The sequence below is a fragment of the Mycobacterium sp. DL99 genome, from assembly GCF_004762045.1.
Lineage (GTDB): Bacteria > Actinomycetota > Actinomycetes > Mycobacteriales > Mycobacteriaceae > Mycobacterium.
Map to the genome: position 1 here is coordinate 2,136,431 of NZ_SJOM01000007.1, position 15,823 is coordinate 2,152,253.

Below are 15,823 nucleotides of genomic sequence, written 5' to 3' on the forward strand. Positions count from 1 at the left end.
CGACACCACCACCATCGGCAACGAGATCGTGCACTACGACGACTGGGTGGCCCGCGGCCACTGATAGCTATGCCGAGGGCGTGAATTCGCCCGCACCCGGAGAGGTCACCAACGCACATCGGGGCGACCTCTCCGGGTTGTGTCATCGCTACGGCCAATCGGCCGCATTGCAAGACTGGTTCACGATCACCGATTGACGGTGCCCGGGCCGGCCAACGCAGCCATTCTGCGCTCTGGCCGGTCCGATTTTGGTTTGTCGACTATCTGGTCGGAATCTCTAAAACCGCGAGGCGGCAAGGTATTTCGCCGAAATGGCCGCTCGGCTGCGCTGTGTGCGGTATTGCGCGAACATCTAGCACGGATGACGCAATCAGGCATTGACGTAGATCACACATGCGCTTATATTTTCCATCGGTTGAACTTTTGTTCAAAGTAGGCCGCGGCGAGACATGTCTCAGAAGGAGACCGTATCGAGATGACCACCACCCAAGACCCGACGGAGAGTGCGGGAGTGACGCCGCAGCAGCTCGTCGGTCGCCTGACCACGACCAAGTTGATCCTCACCGTGCTTGCCATGTCGGCTCCGCTGGGAGCGGTCGCCGGGATTGTGCCGCTGGTGATTTCGGAAGGCAATGGCATCGGTGCGCCGATGACCTACGCGGTCATGGGCCTCATCTTGCTGATGTTCGCCGTCGGTTTCACCACGATGGCACGCAATTTCCCTCGCACGGGCGCGTTCTACGCCTACATCACCGGCGGCCTGGGTAAGCCGATCGGCTTGCCGGCCGCTTTCCTCGCTCAGCTCGGTTATCTTGCTCTGCTGGTGGGCACGTACGCTTTCTTCGGCGACTCGGCCAAGGTATTGATGGTCTCGCTCTTCGGGGAAGCCTTTGTGCCGTGGTGGATCTGGGCGATCGCGCTATGGGCCGCGGTGTCGGCACTGGGGCACTTCAACGTCGAACTGTCCGGCCGCATCCTGAGTGTTCTGATGGTTCTTGAGGTCGTCATCGTCTTGATCTTCAACGTCAGCTTGACCGCCACGGGGGGACCTCACGGACTGCAGTTCGAGTCGTTCACTCCCTCGGCGTTCACCTCTGGTTCGGTCGGGGTAGCCATTCTCTTTGCGAGTGCCACGTTCCTCGGTTTCGAGGGAACCGCGATCTACCGGACCGAAGTCAGGGATCCCGCACGGACGGTGCCACGTGCTACGTACCTGGCGATCATCCTGATTGGCCTCTTCTACGTGTTCTCGTCGTGGGCGCTGGTCACCTTCTACGGCGTCGACGGTGCGGTGGATGCCGCGAGAGCGGACTCGACCGGAATATTCGCCGCCGGGCTGCGTTTCTATGCCGGCGACGTGGTCGCGGAGATCATGACTTGCATGGTGGTGACAAGTCTCTTCGCTGCCACTTTGTCCGCTCATAATCCATTGGCGCGCTATACGTTTGCACTTGCACGCGATGGTGTGTTGCCGCCGGCGTTGGGTCGCGTGCATCCGAGGCACGGGTCCCCGGCAATCGCCTCCGCAACGGTGTCGACCGTCGCGCTCGCGCTTACCCTCCCGTTCGTCTTCCTGGACGTGAATGCGGTGACGTTCTATTCGTGGATGTTCGGTATCGGCACGTACGCCATCCTGACTCTGATGGCGCTGACCTGTCTTGCCGTGCTGGTGTACTTCCGCCGCGTGCCGCATCAGGAGCGTCCGTGGAATACCCTGATCGCGCCTGGCCTGGGCCTGGCCGGTCTGATCACGATGCTGGCGATCAGCAGCTACTACTTTCCGTTGCTCGTCGGTGGCAACTTCGCCATCGGCCTGGGGCTGCAGCTGTTCATTCTCGGACTCGCAGTATTCGGATTCGTTCTCGCTCTGGTGTGGCGCCGGACGCGCCCCGACGTCTACAGCAGGATCGGCGGCGAGGCAGCGACACCCGAAGGCGTCGATGTTTAACCCAGCGGTGCTGTCAGCCGGCCTTGGCCACTTTCCTGGAGGCGTTCTTGCGCTTGCCGGCTTTCGGCTTCTCCTGGCTCAGGATCAATCGGAACAGCGGTTCGGCGTCGCTCGCGGACTTCACCGAGCCGCCCATGACCAACTGGACACCGATACCTTCCCAGGCCGCTTCAAGACGTTGGGCTGTTTCGCTGCTGTAGAGGCGCGCGAGTTCCGAGCGGGTGGAAGCCGACCAGTTCTCGACCAACTTGTGATAAGCGGGATCGCGAACGGAGTGGGCGTAGATCTCGAAGAGCAGGATTCGGTCCTTCTCGTCGCCGTACATGACGGAGAGCAGGTGGAGCACTGCGGCTACCAGCGTGTCCTCATCGACAGCAGTTCGGAACGGCGGCATGAAGCGGTCGCTCTGCGTTTGCACCCAGGCTGCAAACGCCTCGAACATCAGTTCATCGATGTTCTCGTAGTGATAGCTGGCCGAGCCGAGGGCAACGGATGCCGCGGCGGCGACGCGGCGGTGGGTGACTCCCTTGACGCCGTACTCGCTGGCCACGTCGAGAGCCGCTTGCCGCAAAGCGGCCCGTGTCGGTTCGGACCGGATGTTGTCTCGGGGCACCTGAGCTCTGCCTTTCCGCACCGTTCTTTCAACGTATGTTCATGGCTCAGAGTAACAGGGCGCCGGGGCGTACCTGTGCACGACAGGTGCGGTGAAGTGGTTCATACGAACACATCTCGGTCCTGTCGGACCAGGTTGACGACGCCGATCCGGGTTTCGCGGCCAGTCTCGCCGAAAATGCCGCAGCGCATGGCTTTCCTCAACCAAATCAACAGTGGTGGGAGATGATGGTGAGACAGGACAGCGCACCGATTGTGCGCGAGCGAGCAGCCCAATCCAGTTCCGGTGCAAGGGCGCAAACTTCCAGTCGGCAATCGCGGACGGTTCCCACGGCGGCCGCAGCTCCTGGTGATGTCGATACTCTCTCGGAATTCGATTGGGATTTGGTCACTTTCGTGGTCCGGTGGGCTCGGTACGGTGGGCCTGACCCTGAAGAGGTGCTCCCGAACTTCGGGATGAGCTGCGCTCGCCTGCGTGAACGCCTCGGGCAGATCGTGGAGTACACGGATCGCCATCCCAACCGGGTGACCACCGCACAACGGGAACTCGTTGGGCGTGCGGAGCGCTGGTTGTCGACGGTTGACGCCGGTCGGCCCAACGGCACGCGGCCCGGTGGCGCTGACCTCCTCGAGTTGCTCGGCCGGCCGACGTTGAGGCGAGGGGTCTGGCGGTGGCGGTAAGCAGCGCATCTCAAGGCCTCGACGAGTTCGCACCCGCGCGTGTCGCTCAACTGCCACAGGGCTTCGAGGCAACGGTGGCCGATTATGCGCAGGGGGACCCGGTCATCATCGGCTACGGTGCCGAATGTTTGATGGCCCTTGCCGGGGCCCAGGCGACGCCCCACGGGACGGCCGAATTGGTCCGCTACGGAGCCGGGGTGATCTTCGTTGCGATGCACAGTCAACGGCTAGACGCCCTGCGCATCCCGCCTATGCTGGCCGATCATGGCTCTCGGTGCCCAAACAGCTACGTTGCCGTGGATGCGTCGAGCGGAATCAGCACCGGCATATCGGCATTCGATCGGGCCACGACCATCAGGAGGCTCAGTGACCCCGACAGCACACCGGATGCTTTTCGACGCCCCGGCCATGTTCTACCGGTGGCGGCCGACCTGGTCGTAGGAGCGGTTGCCACGGCTCCGCAGATCGCGCTGATGTTGGCGTCTCTCGCCGGCATCGAGCCCGCGGTCGTAGCTTTCACTGCCCTGCCTTCGGTGGAACATCCTTGGGAGAACGCCACTTCGGTTGAAGGTCGGCGCATCGCTGAGCGATTGGGCCGCAGTTTCATCGACAGGCAGACGATCGCGGCCGCCTTCTACGGTTGTCGGTAGTCGGCGCGGGTCTTATCCCGTCGTTCCGGCCGAGACCGGAGTGCGTTGCTGGACGATCGCCAGCGGCGATACTCGTTCAGTCCTCCAGCCCGTATTCGTCGAACCAGTAGGCGAGTTTGCCGCGCCGGCTCACGGCACGCATCCGCGCCTCGGCGGCGTGCCGCATCTTGCTGGTGGTGACGATGAGCAGTTCGTCGCCGACGGCGATGCGGGTGTCCGGCAGCGGGACGAACGTGCGGCCGTTGCGGATGATCAACGTGATGACCGCGGGATCAGGAAGCCGCAATTCGAGGATCGTCACGTTGTGGAGCCGGGAATGGGGCTGCACGGTCATGGTCAGCAGCTCGGCGTCGAGCACATCAAGCGGAGCGGCTTCGACCTGGATCTCGCGGGTGATGTCGCGGGTGATCAGACCCAATGCATTGGCCACGAATCGAATACTGGGCGCCTGCACCAAGGTGAAGATCACCACGAGGACGAACACGATATTGAGCAGCCGGTAGCTGTCGGGCACGCCGGCGACGATCGGGAAGGTCGCCAGCACGATCGGCACCGCACCGCGTAACCCGGCCCACGATAGAAAGAGTTGTTCGCGCAACGGGATCCGGAATCCGGCCAGGGACAGCACGACCGATACCGGCCGGGCGATCAGCAGCAGCACCAGCCCGATGACGATCGCCGGGATGATGTCGCCGGCCAGATCGTGCGGGTTCACCAGCAACCCGAGGAGCACGAACAGCCCGATCTGGGCCAGCCAGCCCACCCCCTCGGCGAAGGAACGGGTGGCGGACCTGTGCGGCAGGCCCGAGTTTGCGAGGACCACCGCGGACAGGTACGCGGCGATGAAACCGCTCGCGTGGGCACTACCTGCGGCGGCGAACGCAATGAAACCCAGCCCGAAGGTAGCGATCGGGTAGAGACCCGAGGCGGGCAGCGCGATCCGGCGCAAGGCGAACGCACCGGCGAACCCCACGCCCAAGCCCAGCAGAGAACCGGTGACCAGTTCGTAGAGCAGGTCGGTGATGGCACCTTCGGGGTGGAACACGAACGGCACCACGCTGAACATCAGCACGAGGATCACCGCGGGCGCGTCGTTGAAACCGGATTCGGCCTCCAACAGGCCGGCCAGCCGTCGCGGCAGCGGCAGGATCCGAAGCACCGAGAACACCGCGGCCGCGTCGGTGGAGGCCACGATCGCCCCGAGCAGCAGCGCGAGTTGCCAGTCCATGCCCAGCAGCAGGTGCGCACCGAAGGCGGTGATGAGGGTGCTGACCACCACGCCGACGGTGGCCAGCACTGAGGCGGGTGCCAGTACGCCGCGGATATCGGAGAACCGAGTGGTCAACCCACCTTCGACCAGCACGATCGCCAGTGCGGTGGTGCATACATTGCGGGCCAGTTCGACGTTGTTGAACTCCAGCCCGATCCCGTCGACGCCCAGCACCATGCCGACGAGCAGGAAGAACAGCAGGCTGGGGAACCCGATCCGGGTCGCCACGCGCGTGCCGATGATGCTCGCCAGGAGCACGATGCCGCCGGTGAGCAAGGTCAGGTACAGCTGGTTCAGGCTCATCGGGATTTAGTTAATCAGGACGAAGGGCCGTGAGTGTGCCGTGCGAATAGGCGAAAATGGCTGAGTGGCGGAACGGAACATGCGAGTAGTGGTTGCCGGTGCGGGCAATGTGGGCCGTTCCGTTGCGCGCGAGTTGCTCGAGAACGGTCATAAGGTCTTGCTGATCGAGCAGCTGCACCGCCGATACGAGCCGCACACGGTGCCGGGCGCCGACTGGTTGCTGGCCGACGCCTGCGAGCTCTCGGCGATGGAGGAGGCCGGGATCGAAACCTGCGACGTGCTGATCGCCGCCACCGGTGACGACAAGTCCAATCTCGTGGTCGGGTTGCTGGCCAAGTCCGAGTTCGGCGTGCCGCGGGTGGTGGCCCGCATCAATGACATCCGTAACCAATGGTTGTTCGGTCAGGACTGGGGCATCGATGTTGCGGTGTCGACGCCGGGTTCCCTGGTTGCCGGTGTCGAGGGCGCCATCGACGTCGGGCACCTGGTGCGACTGATGATGTTGCGCGGGGGACGGGTGGAGCTGACGAAACTCACGCTCCCGCAAGATAACCCGGTGGTCGGGCAACGGGTGGACCGGCTGGATCTACCGGCGGACACCGCGTTGGTAACAGTCGTTCGCGGCAACAAGGTCAGGCTGCCCAAGCCCGATGATGTGCTTGAAGCTGGCGACGAGCTGCTTTTCACCGCCACCCGCAACTCGGAGAATTCACTGCTGGCCGCCATCCACGGTGGGGAGTTCCTCAGGGAAGTGGTTTCCGAGGAGCCGTGACGCGTGGCGCCACGTTCACGAAACATCGGCGCTATGCGACTTTCGGTGGTGGTTGGGGTTGGAACACCAGCCGGTCGGCGGGCCCGGTGATCGTGATGGCGCCACGGTGATGCAGCCGGTGGTGATACGGGCACAGCAGCACCAGGTTGTCGAGCTCGGTGGGTCCGCCGTCCTCCCAATGCCGCAGGTGGTGGGCGTGCAGTCCGCGGGTGGCCCCGCAGCCGGGCACCACGCAGCATCGGTCACGATGTTCCAGGGCCCGGCGTAGCCGGCGGCTGATCGCCCGGGTGCTGCGCCCGGCGCCGATCACCTGCCCGTGGCGTTCAAACCACGCTTCGTAGGTGGCATCACACAGCAGGTAGCGGCGTTCATCCTCGGTCAGCACCGGCCCCAGATGCAGTGCGGCGACCGGTTTGTCGCCGTCCTTGTCCAGGTCGACATGCACGACCACCGTGGTGTGCTGCCCATGCGGACGACGCGCCGCCTCGGTGTCCCAGCCGGCCTCGATGACACTCATGAATGCATCCACGCTGTCGGGAAACGGCTGCTGCTGCCCGTTGTCGCCGTCGGAGTGGTTGTCGTCGGTGTCGTGATCGCGCTTCCAGTCGGCGATCAGCCCATCGTGATGGGCTTGCCGGGCGGCGTCGAACGTCGCCGCCTCGATCCGCGGCAACCGGATCCGGTAGGTCGTGTACTCGTCGTTGACGGTTTTGGTGATCGAGCGTTCGGGTTCGGGCTGTGCATCGGGTTCGGGGCGTGGCTCGAGCTTTACGGCCGTGCGCAGCTGAGTAACCGTCGCCACCGCCGCCAACTCCGCATAGTGCTCATCGGATCCGTCGGCAGCCTTCTCGGCGATCACCCCGACCTGATCCAGCGACAGCCGACCCTCCCGCATGCCTTCGGCGCAGCGGGGGAACTCCTCGAGCCGCCGCGAGACGGCCACCACGGTCTCCGCGTTGCGCGGGCTGACGCCGGTCTTCCAGGCCACCAGCGCCTTCATCGAGCGGGCGCCGGTGGTACCGCACAACTCGTCGCGTTCCATCTCGGCGACGATCTCGACGATGCGTCCGTCGATCGCGTTACGTTGGCCGGTCAGCTCCTCCAACTCCTCGAACAACGCCTCCAACCGCTGCGCAGGACTCACTTCAGCGTCGAAAGTGGCTGCGGCCGAGGACATAACCCCATCATCGCAGAGGGGTACGACAAGTTCTGGATGAAGCTTTAGTCTGATGCCATGGACGCCGAAGACGCCGAACCGGAACGCCGGCTGGTGATCAGGGTCAACTCGAACGCCAAGATGTCGCGCGGCAAGGCCGCGGCGCACGCGGTGCATGCGGCGCTCAAGCTCTACGGCATCGAATACGAGCATCCGGTCATCGTGATCGGCGGTAAGCCCGACGAGATCCTGGCGCAGACGGTGCACGTGCGCGACGCCGGGCGCACCGAATTGGAGCCCGGCACACTGACTGCGGGGGCGAGCTGGGAGTACAAGGACCGCACCGAACCCGACGATTAGCCGCTAACCCGTTGCGGCCGTGTGCTCCCCGTGCCCCGGATGCTCGGGCAGCGTCAATCCCAGATGCTCGCGCAGGGTCGTTCCCTTGTAGTCGGTGCGGAACACACCGCGCTCCTGCAGGAGCGGGACGACGCGCTCGACGAACGGGTCGAGCCCGCCCGGGGTGACGTGGGGGACCAGGATGAATCCGTCGCTGGCATCGGATTGCACGAGATGGTCGATCGATTCGGCGATCGTGGCGGCCGACCCGACGAAGTTCTGCCGCCCGGTCACCTCGACGATCAGCTCACGGGTGGTCAGGTTCTGTGCCTCGGCCTTGGCGCGCCATTCGTTCGCGACCGCGATCGGGTCCCGGTGCATCCGCACACTGGCCCGGCCCTTGGCGATGGTGTTCTCACCGATCACCGGGTCGACCGAGGGTAATGGCCCGTCCGGGTCGTGATCGGAAAGGTCCCGGTTCCACAGCTGTTCGAGGAACTTGATCGCGGTGGCGGGGGACACCTGGGCCAGACGCACCTCGTGGGCCAGGTCGGCGGCCTCGTCGTCGGTGTCCCCGAGGACGAAGGTGGCCGCGGGCAGGATTAGCAGCTGGTCGTGACGGCGGCCGTGCTTGGCCAGGCGGCCTTTGACGTCGGCATAGAACTTCTGACCGTCCTCCAGCGTCCCGTACCGCGAGAAGATGGCATCGGCGGCCGCCGCGGCGAACTCACGTCCGCGATCGGAGTCCCCGGCCTGGAAGATCACCGGACGCCCTTGCGGGCTGCGGGGGACGTTGAACCGGCCACTGATATCGAAATGATCGTTGCGGTAGGCGAACTCGCCGGCAGCCGGATCGGACAGGAATGCACCCCGGTCTTTGTCGGCGACGACTTCGTCACCGTGCCAGGAGTCGAACAACGTATGGGTGGCGGCCAGGAAGCTCTCGGCGCGCTCGTAGCGCTGGTTCTCTGGCAGGAAGCCGCCGCGGCGGAAGTTCTCGCCGGTGAAGGCATCCCAGGAGGTGACGACGTTCCATGCGGCCCGGCCGTCGGACAGGTGGTCCAGCGAGGCGAATTGCCGTGCCACTTCATAGGGTTCGTTGAAGGTCGAGTTGATGGTGCCGGTCAGCCCGAGCCGATCGGTCACCGCGGCCAGCGCCGCCAACACCGTGAAGGTGTCCGGGCGCCCGACGACGTCGAGGTCATAGATCTGGCCGCCTTGTTCGCGCAGTCGCAGCCCCTCGGCCAGGAACAGGAAATCGAACTTGCCGCGTTCGGCGGTCTGCGCGAACCGGACGAACGAATCGAATTCGATGTGGCTGCCGGATTCGGGGTCGCTCCACACCGTGGTGTTGTTGACCCCCGGGAAATGTGCGGCCAGGTGAATCTGTTTGACGGGCTTGCTCATGGGCGTTTCCTGGTCCGTGTCAGACGGTCGTGTAGCGGTTGGCGGGGCGGGTGAGGCCGAGCAGCCCACGCAGCGTGGATGCTTCGTAAGCCTTGCGGAACAGACCGCGGCGCTGCAGGTCAGGGACCAGTGCATCGGTGATCTGCTGCAGGTCGTGTGGCAGGGATGCCGGGCGCAGCCGGAAGCCGGTGGCGCCGGCGGTGTGCCAGTCCTGCAACAGATCGGCCAATTGGCTCGCTGTCCCGACGAAAATCTCAGCGTCACTGCGGTATTCGGCGCCGGCTAGCTCATCGAGGCGGTCGCGTCGGGCCTGCGCCGCATCGGTCGTGTCGTCGAGGAACACCACCAGGTCGGCGAATGCGCGCACCGGCGGGGCCTGCGTGGGGCGGAGCACGGCGATGGTGTCGACCAGGGCGGTGACTTCGTCGGGGCTGTGCGGGGTGACGAAGCCGACGTCAGTGTTGTCCGCAATGAGTTGGTAGGCGGGGTCGACGTGGCCGAGCGCGGCCACGATGGGTTGTCCCTGCGGTGGCCGCGGGGTGATGGAAGGCCCCTTCACCGAGAATGTCGCGCCCTCGAAATCGATGTAGTGCAGTTTGTTTCGGTCGATGAACCGTCCACTGGCCACGTCGCGGATCTCGGCGTCGTCCTCCCAGCTGTCCCACAAGCGGCGCAGCACTTCCACGTAATCCGCTGCTTCGCCAAACAATTCGGTAGTGAGCGTGGCGCGGTCCTCGGGCAGTTCGCGCCGGCCGAAGTGGGCTGCGGCATCCCGGCGGGAGGACACCTGGACCCGTACCCCGGCCCGGCCGGTGCTCACGTAGTCGAGTGTCGCGATGGCCTTGGACGCGTGGAACGGCTCGGTGTGGGTGGTGACGACGGTGGGCACCAACCCGATGTGTCGGGTGCGGGGCGCGACGCGCGCCGCGATGAGCACGGCGTCGAGGCGGCCGCGCACTCGGTCGGTGCGGTCGTCGGGGCGGAATGGATGATCGGACTGCAGTGTGAGTCCGTCTTCGATCGTGACGAAATCCAGTAGGCCGAGTTCCGCCAGGCGGACCAGGTCGGTCCAGTACCGCGGCGAGAGTGTTTCGCCCGCGCGGGCCAGCGGCTCGCGCCAGGATGCCGGGTGCCAGCCGGTGCCATCGAGTGCGACGGCGAGGTGCAGTGGGGTGCCCATCGACGGTTCTCACTTTCGGTCGCGGTCTCTGGCGACAACGCGAGCTCACACCCGGGTAATCCCGGGCGGGTGCCGGTGCGAGTGCCCAACCCAGTTTGACCTGCCTGAAGAGATCGGCGCAGGGTGATGCGAAACCGGTGATGGTCGGCGGGGGTCAGGCCTGGGCCCAGGGTGTCACCCGGGGAATCCACCGCGGCACGTGCCGGCGGTACGCCTCGTACTGCGCGCCGAACCGCCGGAGGAGGTGCGGTTCCTCGATGGTCGGGATGGCGATGGCGACGATCGTGGCGAACAGGGCGAACCAGGCGAACAGCCAGGGGGAAGCCGTAGCGACGGCGGTACCGAGCTGGATGCAGAACACCGCGGTCATCATCGGGTTCCGGACGTGCCGATACGGTCCCCGCAGGACCAGGTGGACCGGGGAGCCGATACCCAACGTGCCTTCGCCGACGTGGTCGAACAACACCTCGGTCCAGACCAGGAACCACAGCCCGAGCGCGATCAGTGTTCCTCCGACGAGGGCGAGGAGGAGGCCTGCCGGGGTGCTGAGGTCGGGTGCTTTCACCCCGGTAAGCCAGATGATCAGGCCCGGAATGAAGACCGTCATGGTGGCCGGGGCGATCAGCACGGAGATCAGGTGTCGCCACCAGAGGCGCCGATTCGTCATGTCGGACTCTTTCTTCAACTCATGTTGAAGAAAAACGCTACGCTCGCCTCCTGCACAGGTCAACGGGTGTTGAAGTAAGCTCCGGCCATGTCGGAGACCCGGCGGAGCGGCCGGTGGCGCACCGGTCAACCGAACAAACAGCGGATCATCGATGCGGCGCGTGAGCACTTCATGCGCGACGGCTATGAACGCGCGACGGTGCGCGGAATCGCCACCGATGCCGGGGTCGATGTCGCGATGGTCTACTACTTCTTCGGCAACAAAGAGGGCTTGTTCAATGCGTCGGTGCTCGATACTCCGCAGCATCCGTTGCACCAGTTGGCGCTGTTGCTCGACGAGGGCACCGCGGATATCGGCGCACGTCTGGTCCGTGACGTCGTCCAACGCTGGGACGCTGCCTCGTTCGATCCCTTGCTGACGGTGTTCCGGTCCGCGGGCATCCAGCCGATGGCGCGCAAGCTCTTACACGATTCCCTGGCCGGACCGGTGGCTCAACGGGTGGCGACGGAGTTCGGCGTCGACAATGCCGAGCTTCGAGTCGAATTGGTGACCGTGCACCTCGTGGGACTGGCGTTCGCGCGGTATCAGCTCAAGATCGAACCGATGGCGTCGGCCGGTATCGACGAGCTCGTCGCCTGGATGGGGCCGACCGTGCAGCGTTACCTGACGGATCCGAATCCCTGAGTCCGTAGTGGAGGCAACCAGGGATGGTCGGGGTAGAGCCGGGTCAGCCAGCTCAGGAGCCGTGTTCGCCCCGTGCTCGTCAGCCGTGGTGCCGCGCGGCGGAAGTCCTGCTCGTCCTTGGTCGCGGTGCGGTTCGCCTTGAACAGCAGCGCGGCTTCCGGCACCAGGTAAGGGATTCCGTCGCGGAAGCCGATCAATTCCTGGTAGGGCAACGTGATCGACGGATCGCGCCGGCACAACCATTGATCTCCGATATGGGGCTCGCGGAAGACATCGAGGTGATACCGCCCGGTGGTCGGGTCGCGGCACCAGGTTTGGTGCAGGGCGGGGTGATCGCTCACGTCCGGGTACGGCCACAACCGGCCGTCGCCCGCCACGTCCCATTCGAATTCGTCCAGTGCGGCGGCGATCTGCGGAAAGTCTCGGCGGGGAACGGCAATCTCGATGTCCGCGTGTGGCCGCGGCGGATCACCGAGGTACAGGTCGATCGCCCATCCTGCGGCTACGCACCACGGAGTATCGACGCCGGCCAACCGGCGGGCCACCTCGGCCGGAGTCCATGGGTCCCAAAGCTGGTCAGCCTCATCGGCGCTGATCGCCAGGCCGTACGGGGGAAGGTCATCAGACATCGGCATCCAATATCCTCTGTGGCCGCAGCCGTCCGCGCAGCACCGCCATGATCGGGCGCGGATCGGCGCGCCCGTCGCGCCGGAACGGCATCGAGTCCCGGGATGCACCGATCCACTCCGAACGGGACAGGTCGTCGAGGAACAACCGGCGTCCGGCCCGGCCGGCTAGCAGGTGCAACAGCAGCGTTCCGGTGCGCCCGTTGCCTTCTCGGAACGGATGGATCTGGTTGTAGTCGGCATAGATTCGGGCCAGTCGATAGGACAGCGTGCCGTCGTCGATCCCGGTGCCCTCGTCGGTGAGTCTGCCGATCTCGGCGTGCAGTGCCTCCAGGGCGTGTGGAATGCGGGCACACGGGCCGAAAGCGCTGTCACCTTTGCGGAGTTCGACGATGCGCGGCTCGCCTGCCCACGCGTACACATCTCCGAACACATGCTGATGCAGCGACCGGATGTCCAGATCGGTGTCCTGGGTTCGCAGGTGCACCTGCAGGATTCGGCCGGCGGTTGCCACGAATTCCAGCTGCCCGAGCACGGTGGCGTCCTGCACGCCGAAGTTGTTGCGCAGCACCGACGTTCCCGGGATGAAATACGGCCGGCGGCGGGCGAACGCCCGGCGGCGTTGCGGTGGGTTGCAGATTGGGAGTTGGCGCCCCAGGTACTCGCCGAAGGTCACTGCGCCGGTGAGCAAGACGGTCAGGGAATCGATCTGCTCCGGTGTGGGCTGCCAGCCCTCCAGGCGTTCGGAGGCGATGGTCTGGGCCAGGGCATGACGGTCGGCCCCATCGAGTTCGGCTACCACGAGGAGAACGTCGAGGTCGACGCCAGGTAGTCGAGTTTGCGTCGGACGCCGGTGAGTTCACGCCCGATGCTGCGCAGGGCGGTGCGGTCCTGTGGCGGGAGTTCTGACAAATCGACCCGCTCCGCGAAACCGGCGGAGTCGCCGTCGGAAGCCGGCCAGCGGGCGGCCCGCACCCGCCAGCGGATGCTCGACCCGATCGCGTGACATTTCGCGAGCACCCGGGCGTCGTCGGCATCGAGGTAGCGGGTGCCGGCCGCCGCGGCGATCCGGTCGGCGGTGGGCAGTGCGTCGGACCCGCAACTGAGCGCGGCCCAGCGTGCGATGCGGACAACCGGGTCCACCGCGGCGAGTTTGATGTCGACGCTGCCCTCGCCGGACGTCAGCGCGCGTAGCCGAGACGGGACGTGGGCGCGGGCGAAGGTGGAGTCCTGCAGCATCGCGGCCAGCGCCGCGGGTTGCGCCCGCGCTGCGATACCGACCTGATCACGGATGTCAGGTCCGTCACCGACGGGGACGGCGTCGGCCAGCAGACCGATCATCACCACACCGCGATCGGCTGCCGGGTCGGCGGCCCACCGGCCGATGCCGACCGCCCAGTCCTGGGCGGTGCGGTTGAACCGCACCCGGGAGGCGACTGCACCGTTGTCGTCGGCACGGATCCCGCAACAGGCCAGCAGATCGTGGACATGCGCGGCCTGAGTCAGAGCCGACTCTGCTGTCACGTCGGGGCTGCGGACCACCAGGGTTTCCAGGTCTGATCCCGGCAGTGCATCGCCGCGGCCGACGCTGCCCGAGGTGTACCAGTAGAGGCCGGGGGTCACCAACCGCGCTGCGGTCGACAGCGCGGCGCGGACCACGGCCGACCACGCCTCGGCGACCGAGGCGGCCCCGACGCGGGTGTCGATCACTTTTGTCACCGCATCGTGGGCTGCGGCAGCGGCCGTCACCAGGTCGCCCTCGCTGTCCGCGGACGCAATCCGCCGGCGGGCATCGTCCAACGGAGCCACAGCCATGTCGGCGATTGTGACAGGCGATGGGTCCGGTGAGGATTCGGCAACCCAATGCTTACTGCTGGCTACATGAACGAAACACGTGGGTGACAGCTCGGACACGCCGAGAGGCTTATCTGTCAAGTGACAGTTAAGGAGCTGGCGGCATCGCCCCCGAGCCTGAGAGAAACGCCTATGACCAGCAGCGCTACCGAGAGACGGCACGATGTGGCCGACCGGTCTGGCGACCGCGACGACCTGGCCGAGTTTGGTTACGACCAGCAGTTGCACCGTCGGCTCGGCAAGTTCGAATCGTTCGCCGCGGGCTTCTCGTTCGTGTCCATTCTGACCACCATCTTCCAGTTGTTCGGCCTCGGGTTCGGCTTCGGCGGCCCCGCCTTCTTCTGGACCTGGCCCGCGGTGTTCCTCGGCCAGTTCCTCGTTGCGCTGTGCTTCGCCGAGTTGTCCGCGCGCTATCCGATCTCGGGGGCCATCTATCAGTGGTCCCGGCGGATGGGCGGCGAGGTGATCGGCTGGTTCGGCGGCTGGTTCATGATCCTGGCGCAGATCGTCACCGCCTCGGCTGCGGCGATCGCGCTGCAGGTGGTGCTGCCCACGATCTGGTCCGGATTCCAGATCATCGGCGAGGACCCGGCCCTGACCTCACCGAGCGGGGCGGCCAACGCGGTACTGCTCGGCACGGTCCTGCTGGTGCTCACCACCACGATCAATTGCCTTGGTGTCAAATGGATGTCGCGCGTCAACAGCGCCGGCGTGATCTGCGAGATCGTCGGTGTCATCGCGGTCATCGGGGTGTTCTTCACCCATGCCCAGCGCGGCCCCCAGGTCGTATTCGACACCGGCCACGCCGGCGGCCAACCCGGCTACGTGTGGGCCTGGATCATGTCCGGGCTGATGGCGGCCTACGTCATGGTCGGTTTCGGTTCGGCGGGTGAACTCGCCGAGGAGACCCGCAATCCGCGTCGCGTCGCGCCCCGCACCATCCGTCTGGCCTTGTCGGTCTCGGCACTCGGCGGCGGCCTGATGATTCTGGGCGCGCTGATGGCGGCCCCGAGCCTGACCGACGGACGCCTTGCCACCGAAGGTCTGCCGTACGTGCTCGACACCGTGCTGTCCTCGCCGTGGGGCACGGTCCTGCTGATCGATGTCTGCATTGCGATCACGATCTGTACCTTGGCAATTCAGACGGCCGCCTCCCGGCTGATGTTCTCGATGGCACGTGACGGGCGACTGCCGGCGTCGGCGATCCTGTCCCGGGTAAACAGCCACACCGGAACACCCATCTGGCCGTCGGTGCTCATCGGCCTGCTGTGCATCGGGGTGTTGCTGGTCAACGTCGGCAATTCGGCGATCTTCGCGACCCTGGCCAGCGTCTGCATCATCCTGATCTACCTCGCCTACCTGCTGGTGACCGCTCCGCTGCTGTATCGCCGGCTCAAAGGCTGGCCCGCCCAGCGCAATCAGGTCGATGCCGAAGGGTTGCCGCTGTTCTCACTCGGCAAGTTCGGCCTCGTCGTGAACGTCCTGGCGGTGCTCTACGGCGCGGTGATGATCGTCAACCTGGGGTGGCCGCGCGCCGAGATCTTCAACCCCACAGGTGAACTGCCGATCCTGCAATGGGCCGGACCCCTGAGCATCGCGGCCGCCGTCATCCTCGGCGCAGTGTGCTTCCCGCGTGGCAAGACCCACCCCAAACCCGTCACGATCGGAGCCTGA

The 15,823-nt window shown here is 65.6% G+C and carries 15 protein-coding genes and 1 pseudogene; 7 read left to right on the forward strand and 9 right to left on the reverse strand.

What is annotated here, in order from left to right; all coding sequences use genetic code 11:
• Window positions 1-553 precede the first annotated feature (553 nt).
• On the forward strand, window positions 554-1,948 hold the full coding sequence (locus EYZ64_RS10735; RefSeq protein WP_167857777.1) for an APC family permease: 1,395 nt from the start codon (window positions 554-556) through the stop codon (window positions 1,946-1,948).
• Window positions 1,949-1,961: 13 nt separating this feature from the next.
• Here the strand turns inward: EYZ64_RS10735 and EYZ64_RS10740 are convergent, their stop codons facing one another.
• Window positions 1,962-2,498, reverse strand: coding sequence for a TetR/AcrR family transcriptional regulator (locus EYZ64_RS10740; protein WP_167857778.1), 537 nt, complete (start codon window positions 2,496-2,498; stop codon window positions 1,962-1,964).
• Window positions 2,499-2,998: 500 nt separating this feature from the next.
• On the opposite strand from EYZ64_RS10740, the gene EYZ64_RS10745 reads away from it, so the two are divergent.
• On the forward strand, window positions 2,999-3,241 hold the full coding sequence (locus EYZ64_RS10745; RefSeq protein ID WP_135453425.1) for a hypothetical protein: 243 nt from the start codon (window positions 2,999-3,001) through the stop codon (window positions 3,239-3,241).
• 74 nt (window positions 3,242-3,315) lie between these two features.
• On the forward strand, window positions 3,316-3,891 hold the full coding sequence (locus tag EYZ64_RS10750; RefSeq protein WP_167857779.1) for a 3,4-dihydroxy-2-butanone-4-phosphate synthase: 576 nt from the start codon (window positions 3,316-3,318) through the stop codon (window positions 3,889-3,891).
• A 76-nt stretch (window positions 3,892-3,967) separates the two neighbouring features.
• On the opposite strand, the gene EYZ64_RS10755 is transcribed toward EYZ64_RS10750, so the two are convergent.
• Window positions 3,968-5,464: a potassium/proton antiporter gene (locus EYZ64_RS10755; RefSeq protein WP_135453427.1), complete on the reverse strand. Its 1,497-nt coding sequence runs from the start codon at window positions 5,462-5,464 to the stop codon at window positions 3,968-3,970.
• Between the two features lie 79 nt (window positions 5,465-5,543).
• On the opposite strand from EYZ64_RS10755, the gene EYZ64_RS10760 reads away from it, so the two are divergent.
• Window positions 5,544-6,236, forward strand: a complete 693-nt coding sequence (locus EYZ64_RS10760) for a potassium channel family protein (protein ID WP_135453428.1) — start codon at window positions 5,544-5,546, stop codon at window positions 6,234-6,236.
• 67 nt (window positions 6,237-6,303) lie between these two features.
• On the opposite strand, the pseudogene EYZ64_RS10765 reads toward EYZ64_RS10760, so the two are convergent.
• Window positions 6,304-7,413, reverse strand: a pseudogene (locus tag EYZ64_RS10765) (HNH endonuclease signature motif containing protein); the annotation flags it as partial.
• A gap of 57 nt (window positions 7,414-7,470) precedes the next feature.
• Here EYZ64_RS10765 and EYZ64_RS10770 point away from each other — a divergent pair.
• The gene (locus EYZ64_RS10770) at window positions 7,471-7,752 is read left to right on the forward strand and encodes a hypothetical protein (protein ID WP_135453430.1); all 282 of its coding nucleotides are present in this window, start codon (window positions 7,471-7,473) and stop codon (window positions 7,750-7,752) included.
• Window positions 7,753-7,755: 3 nt separating this feature from the next.
• Here EYZ64_RS10770 and EYZ64_RS10775 read toward each other — a convergent pair whose 3' ends face one another.
• From EYZ64_RS10775 to EYZ64_RS10785, 3 genes are all read right to left on the reverse strand, one after another.
• Window positions 7,756-9,138 carry an NtaA/DmoA family FMN-dependent monooxygenase gene (locus EYZ64_RS10775; protein ID WP_135453431.1) on the reverse strand — a complete coding sequence of 461 codons (1,383 nt, stop codon included), beginning with the start codon at window positions 9,136-9,138 and terminating at the stop codon, window positions 7,756-7,758.
• 19 nt (window positions 9,139-9,157) lie between these two features.
• A complete protein-coding gene (locus EYZ64_RS10780) occupies window positions 9,158-10,318 on the reverse strand; it encodes an LLM class flavin-dependent oxidoreductase (protein ID WP_135453432.1) in 1,161 nt (386 codons plus the stop codon).
• Window positions 10,319-10,472: 154 nt separating this feature from the next.
• Window positions 10,473-10,985: a methyltransferase family protein gene (locus tag EYZ64_RS10785; protein ID WP_135453433.1), complete on the reverse strand. Its 513-nt coding sequence runs from the start codon at window positions 10,983-10,985 to the stop codon at window positions 10,473-10,475.
• A gap of 87 nt (window positions 10,986-11,072) precedes the next feature.
• On the opposite strand from EYZ64_RS10785, the gene EYZ64_RS10790 reads away from it, so the two are divergent.
• Complete coding sequence (locus tag EYZ64_RS10790; RefSeq protein WP_135453434.1) at window positions 11,073-11,669, forward strand: TetR/AcrR family transcriptional regulator; 597 nt, start codon at window positions 11,073-11,075, stop codon at window positions 11,667-11,669.
• Here EYZ64_RS10790 and EYZ64_RS10795 read toward each other — a convergent pair.
• From EYZ64_RS10795 to EYZ64_RS10805, 3 genes are read right to left on the reverse strand one after another with little or no spacing between them, the layout of a single operon-like run.
• Window positions 11,645-12,304, reverse strand: coding sequence for a nucleotidyltransferase domain-containing protein (locus EYZ64_RS10795; RefSeq protein ID WP_135453435.1), 660 nt, complete (start codon window positions 12,302-12,304; stop codon window positions 11,645-11,647). The genes EYZ64_RS10790 and EYZ64_RS10795 overlap by 25 nt on opposite strands.
• Window positions 12,291-13,097: a Fic/DOC family protein gene (locus tag EYZ64_RS10800; protein WP_135453436.1), complete on the reverse strand. Its 807-nt coding sequence runs from the start codon at window positions 13,095-13,097 to the stop codon at window positions 12,291-12,293. The genes EYZ64_RS10795 and EYZ64_RS10800 overlap by 14 nt, the downstream gene beginning before the upstream one ends.
• On the reverse strand, window positions 13,091-14,110 hold the full coding sequence (locus tag EYZ64_RS10805; protein WP_135453437.1) for a putative nucleotidyltransferase substrate binding domain-containing protein: 1,020 nt from the start codon (window positions 14,108-14,110) through the stop codon (window positions 13,091-13,093). The genes EYZ64_RS10800 and EYZ64_RS10805 overlap by 7 nt, the downstream gene beginning before the upstream one ends.
• Window positions 14,111-14,281: 171 nt before the next feature.
• Between EYZ64_RS10805 and EYZ64_RS10810 the strand changes: the two genes are divergently transcribed.
• Window positions 14,282-15,823, forward strand: a complete 1,542-nt coding sequence (locus EYZ64_RS10810) for an amino acid permease (protein WP_135453438.1) — start codon at window positions 14,282-14,284, stop codon at window positions 15,821-15,823.

Excerpts from the sequence above, each read along its gene's own strand:
- EYZ64_RS10755 (WP_135453427.1), bottom strand. The coding sequence starts at position 5,464 with ATGAGCCTGAACCAGCTGTACCTGACCTTGCTCACCGGCGGCATCGTG.
- EYZ64_RS10760 (WP_135453428.1), top strand. The coding sequence starts at position 5,544 with ATGCGAGTAGTGGTTGCCGGTGCGGGCAATGTGGGCCGTTCCGTTGCG.
- EYZ64_RS10770 (WP_135453430.1), top strand. The coding sequence starts at position 7,471 with ATGGACGCCGAAGACGCCGAACCGGAACGCCGGCTGGTGATCAGGGTC.
- EYZ64_RS10775 (WP_135453431.1), bottom strand. The coding sequence starts at position 9,138 with ATGAGCAAGCCCGTCAAACAGATTCACCTGGCCGCACATTTCCCGGGG.
- EYZ64_RS10780 (WP_135453432.1), bottom strand. The coding sequence starts at position 10,318 with ATGGGCACCCCACTGCACCTCGCCGTCGCACTCGATGGCACCGGCTGG.
- EYZ64_RS10785 (WP_135453433.1), bottom strand. The coding sequence starts at position 10,985 with ATGACGAATCGGCGCCTCTGGTGGCGACACCTGATCTCCGTGCTGATC.
- EYZ64_RS10790 (WP_135453434.1), top strand. The coding sequence starts at position 11,073 with ATGTCGGAGACCCGGCGGAGCGGCCGGTGGCGCACCGGTCAACCGAAC.
- EYZ64_RS10795 (WP_135453435.1), bottom strand. The coding sequence starts at position 12,304 with ATGCCGATGTCTGATGACCTTCCCCCGTACGGCCTGGCGATCAGCGCC.
- EYZ64_RS10805 (WP_135453437.1), bottom strand. The coding sequence starts at position 14,110 with ATGGCTGTGGCTCCGTTGGACGATGCCCGCCGGCGGATTGCGTCCGCG.
- EYZ64_RS10810 (WP_135453438.1), top strand. The coding sequence starts at position 14,282 with ATGACCAGCAGCGCTACCGAGAGACGGCACGATGTGGCCGACCGGTCT.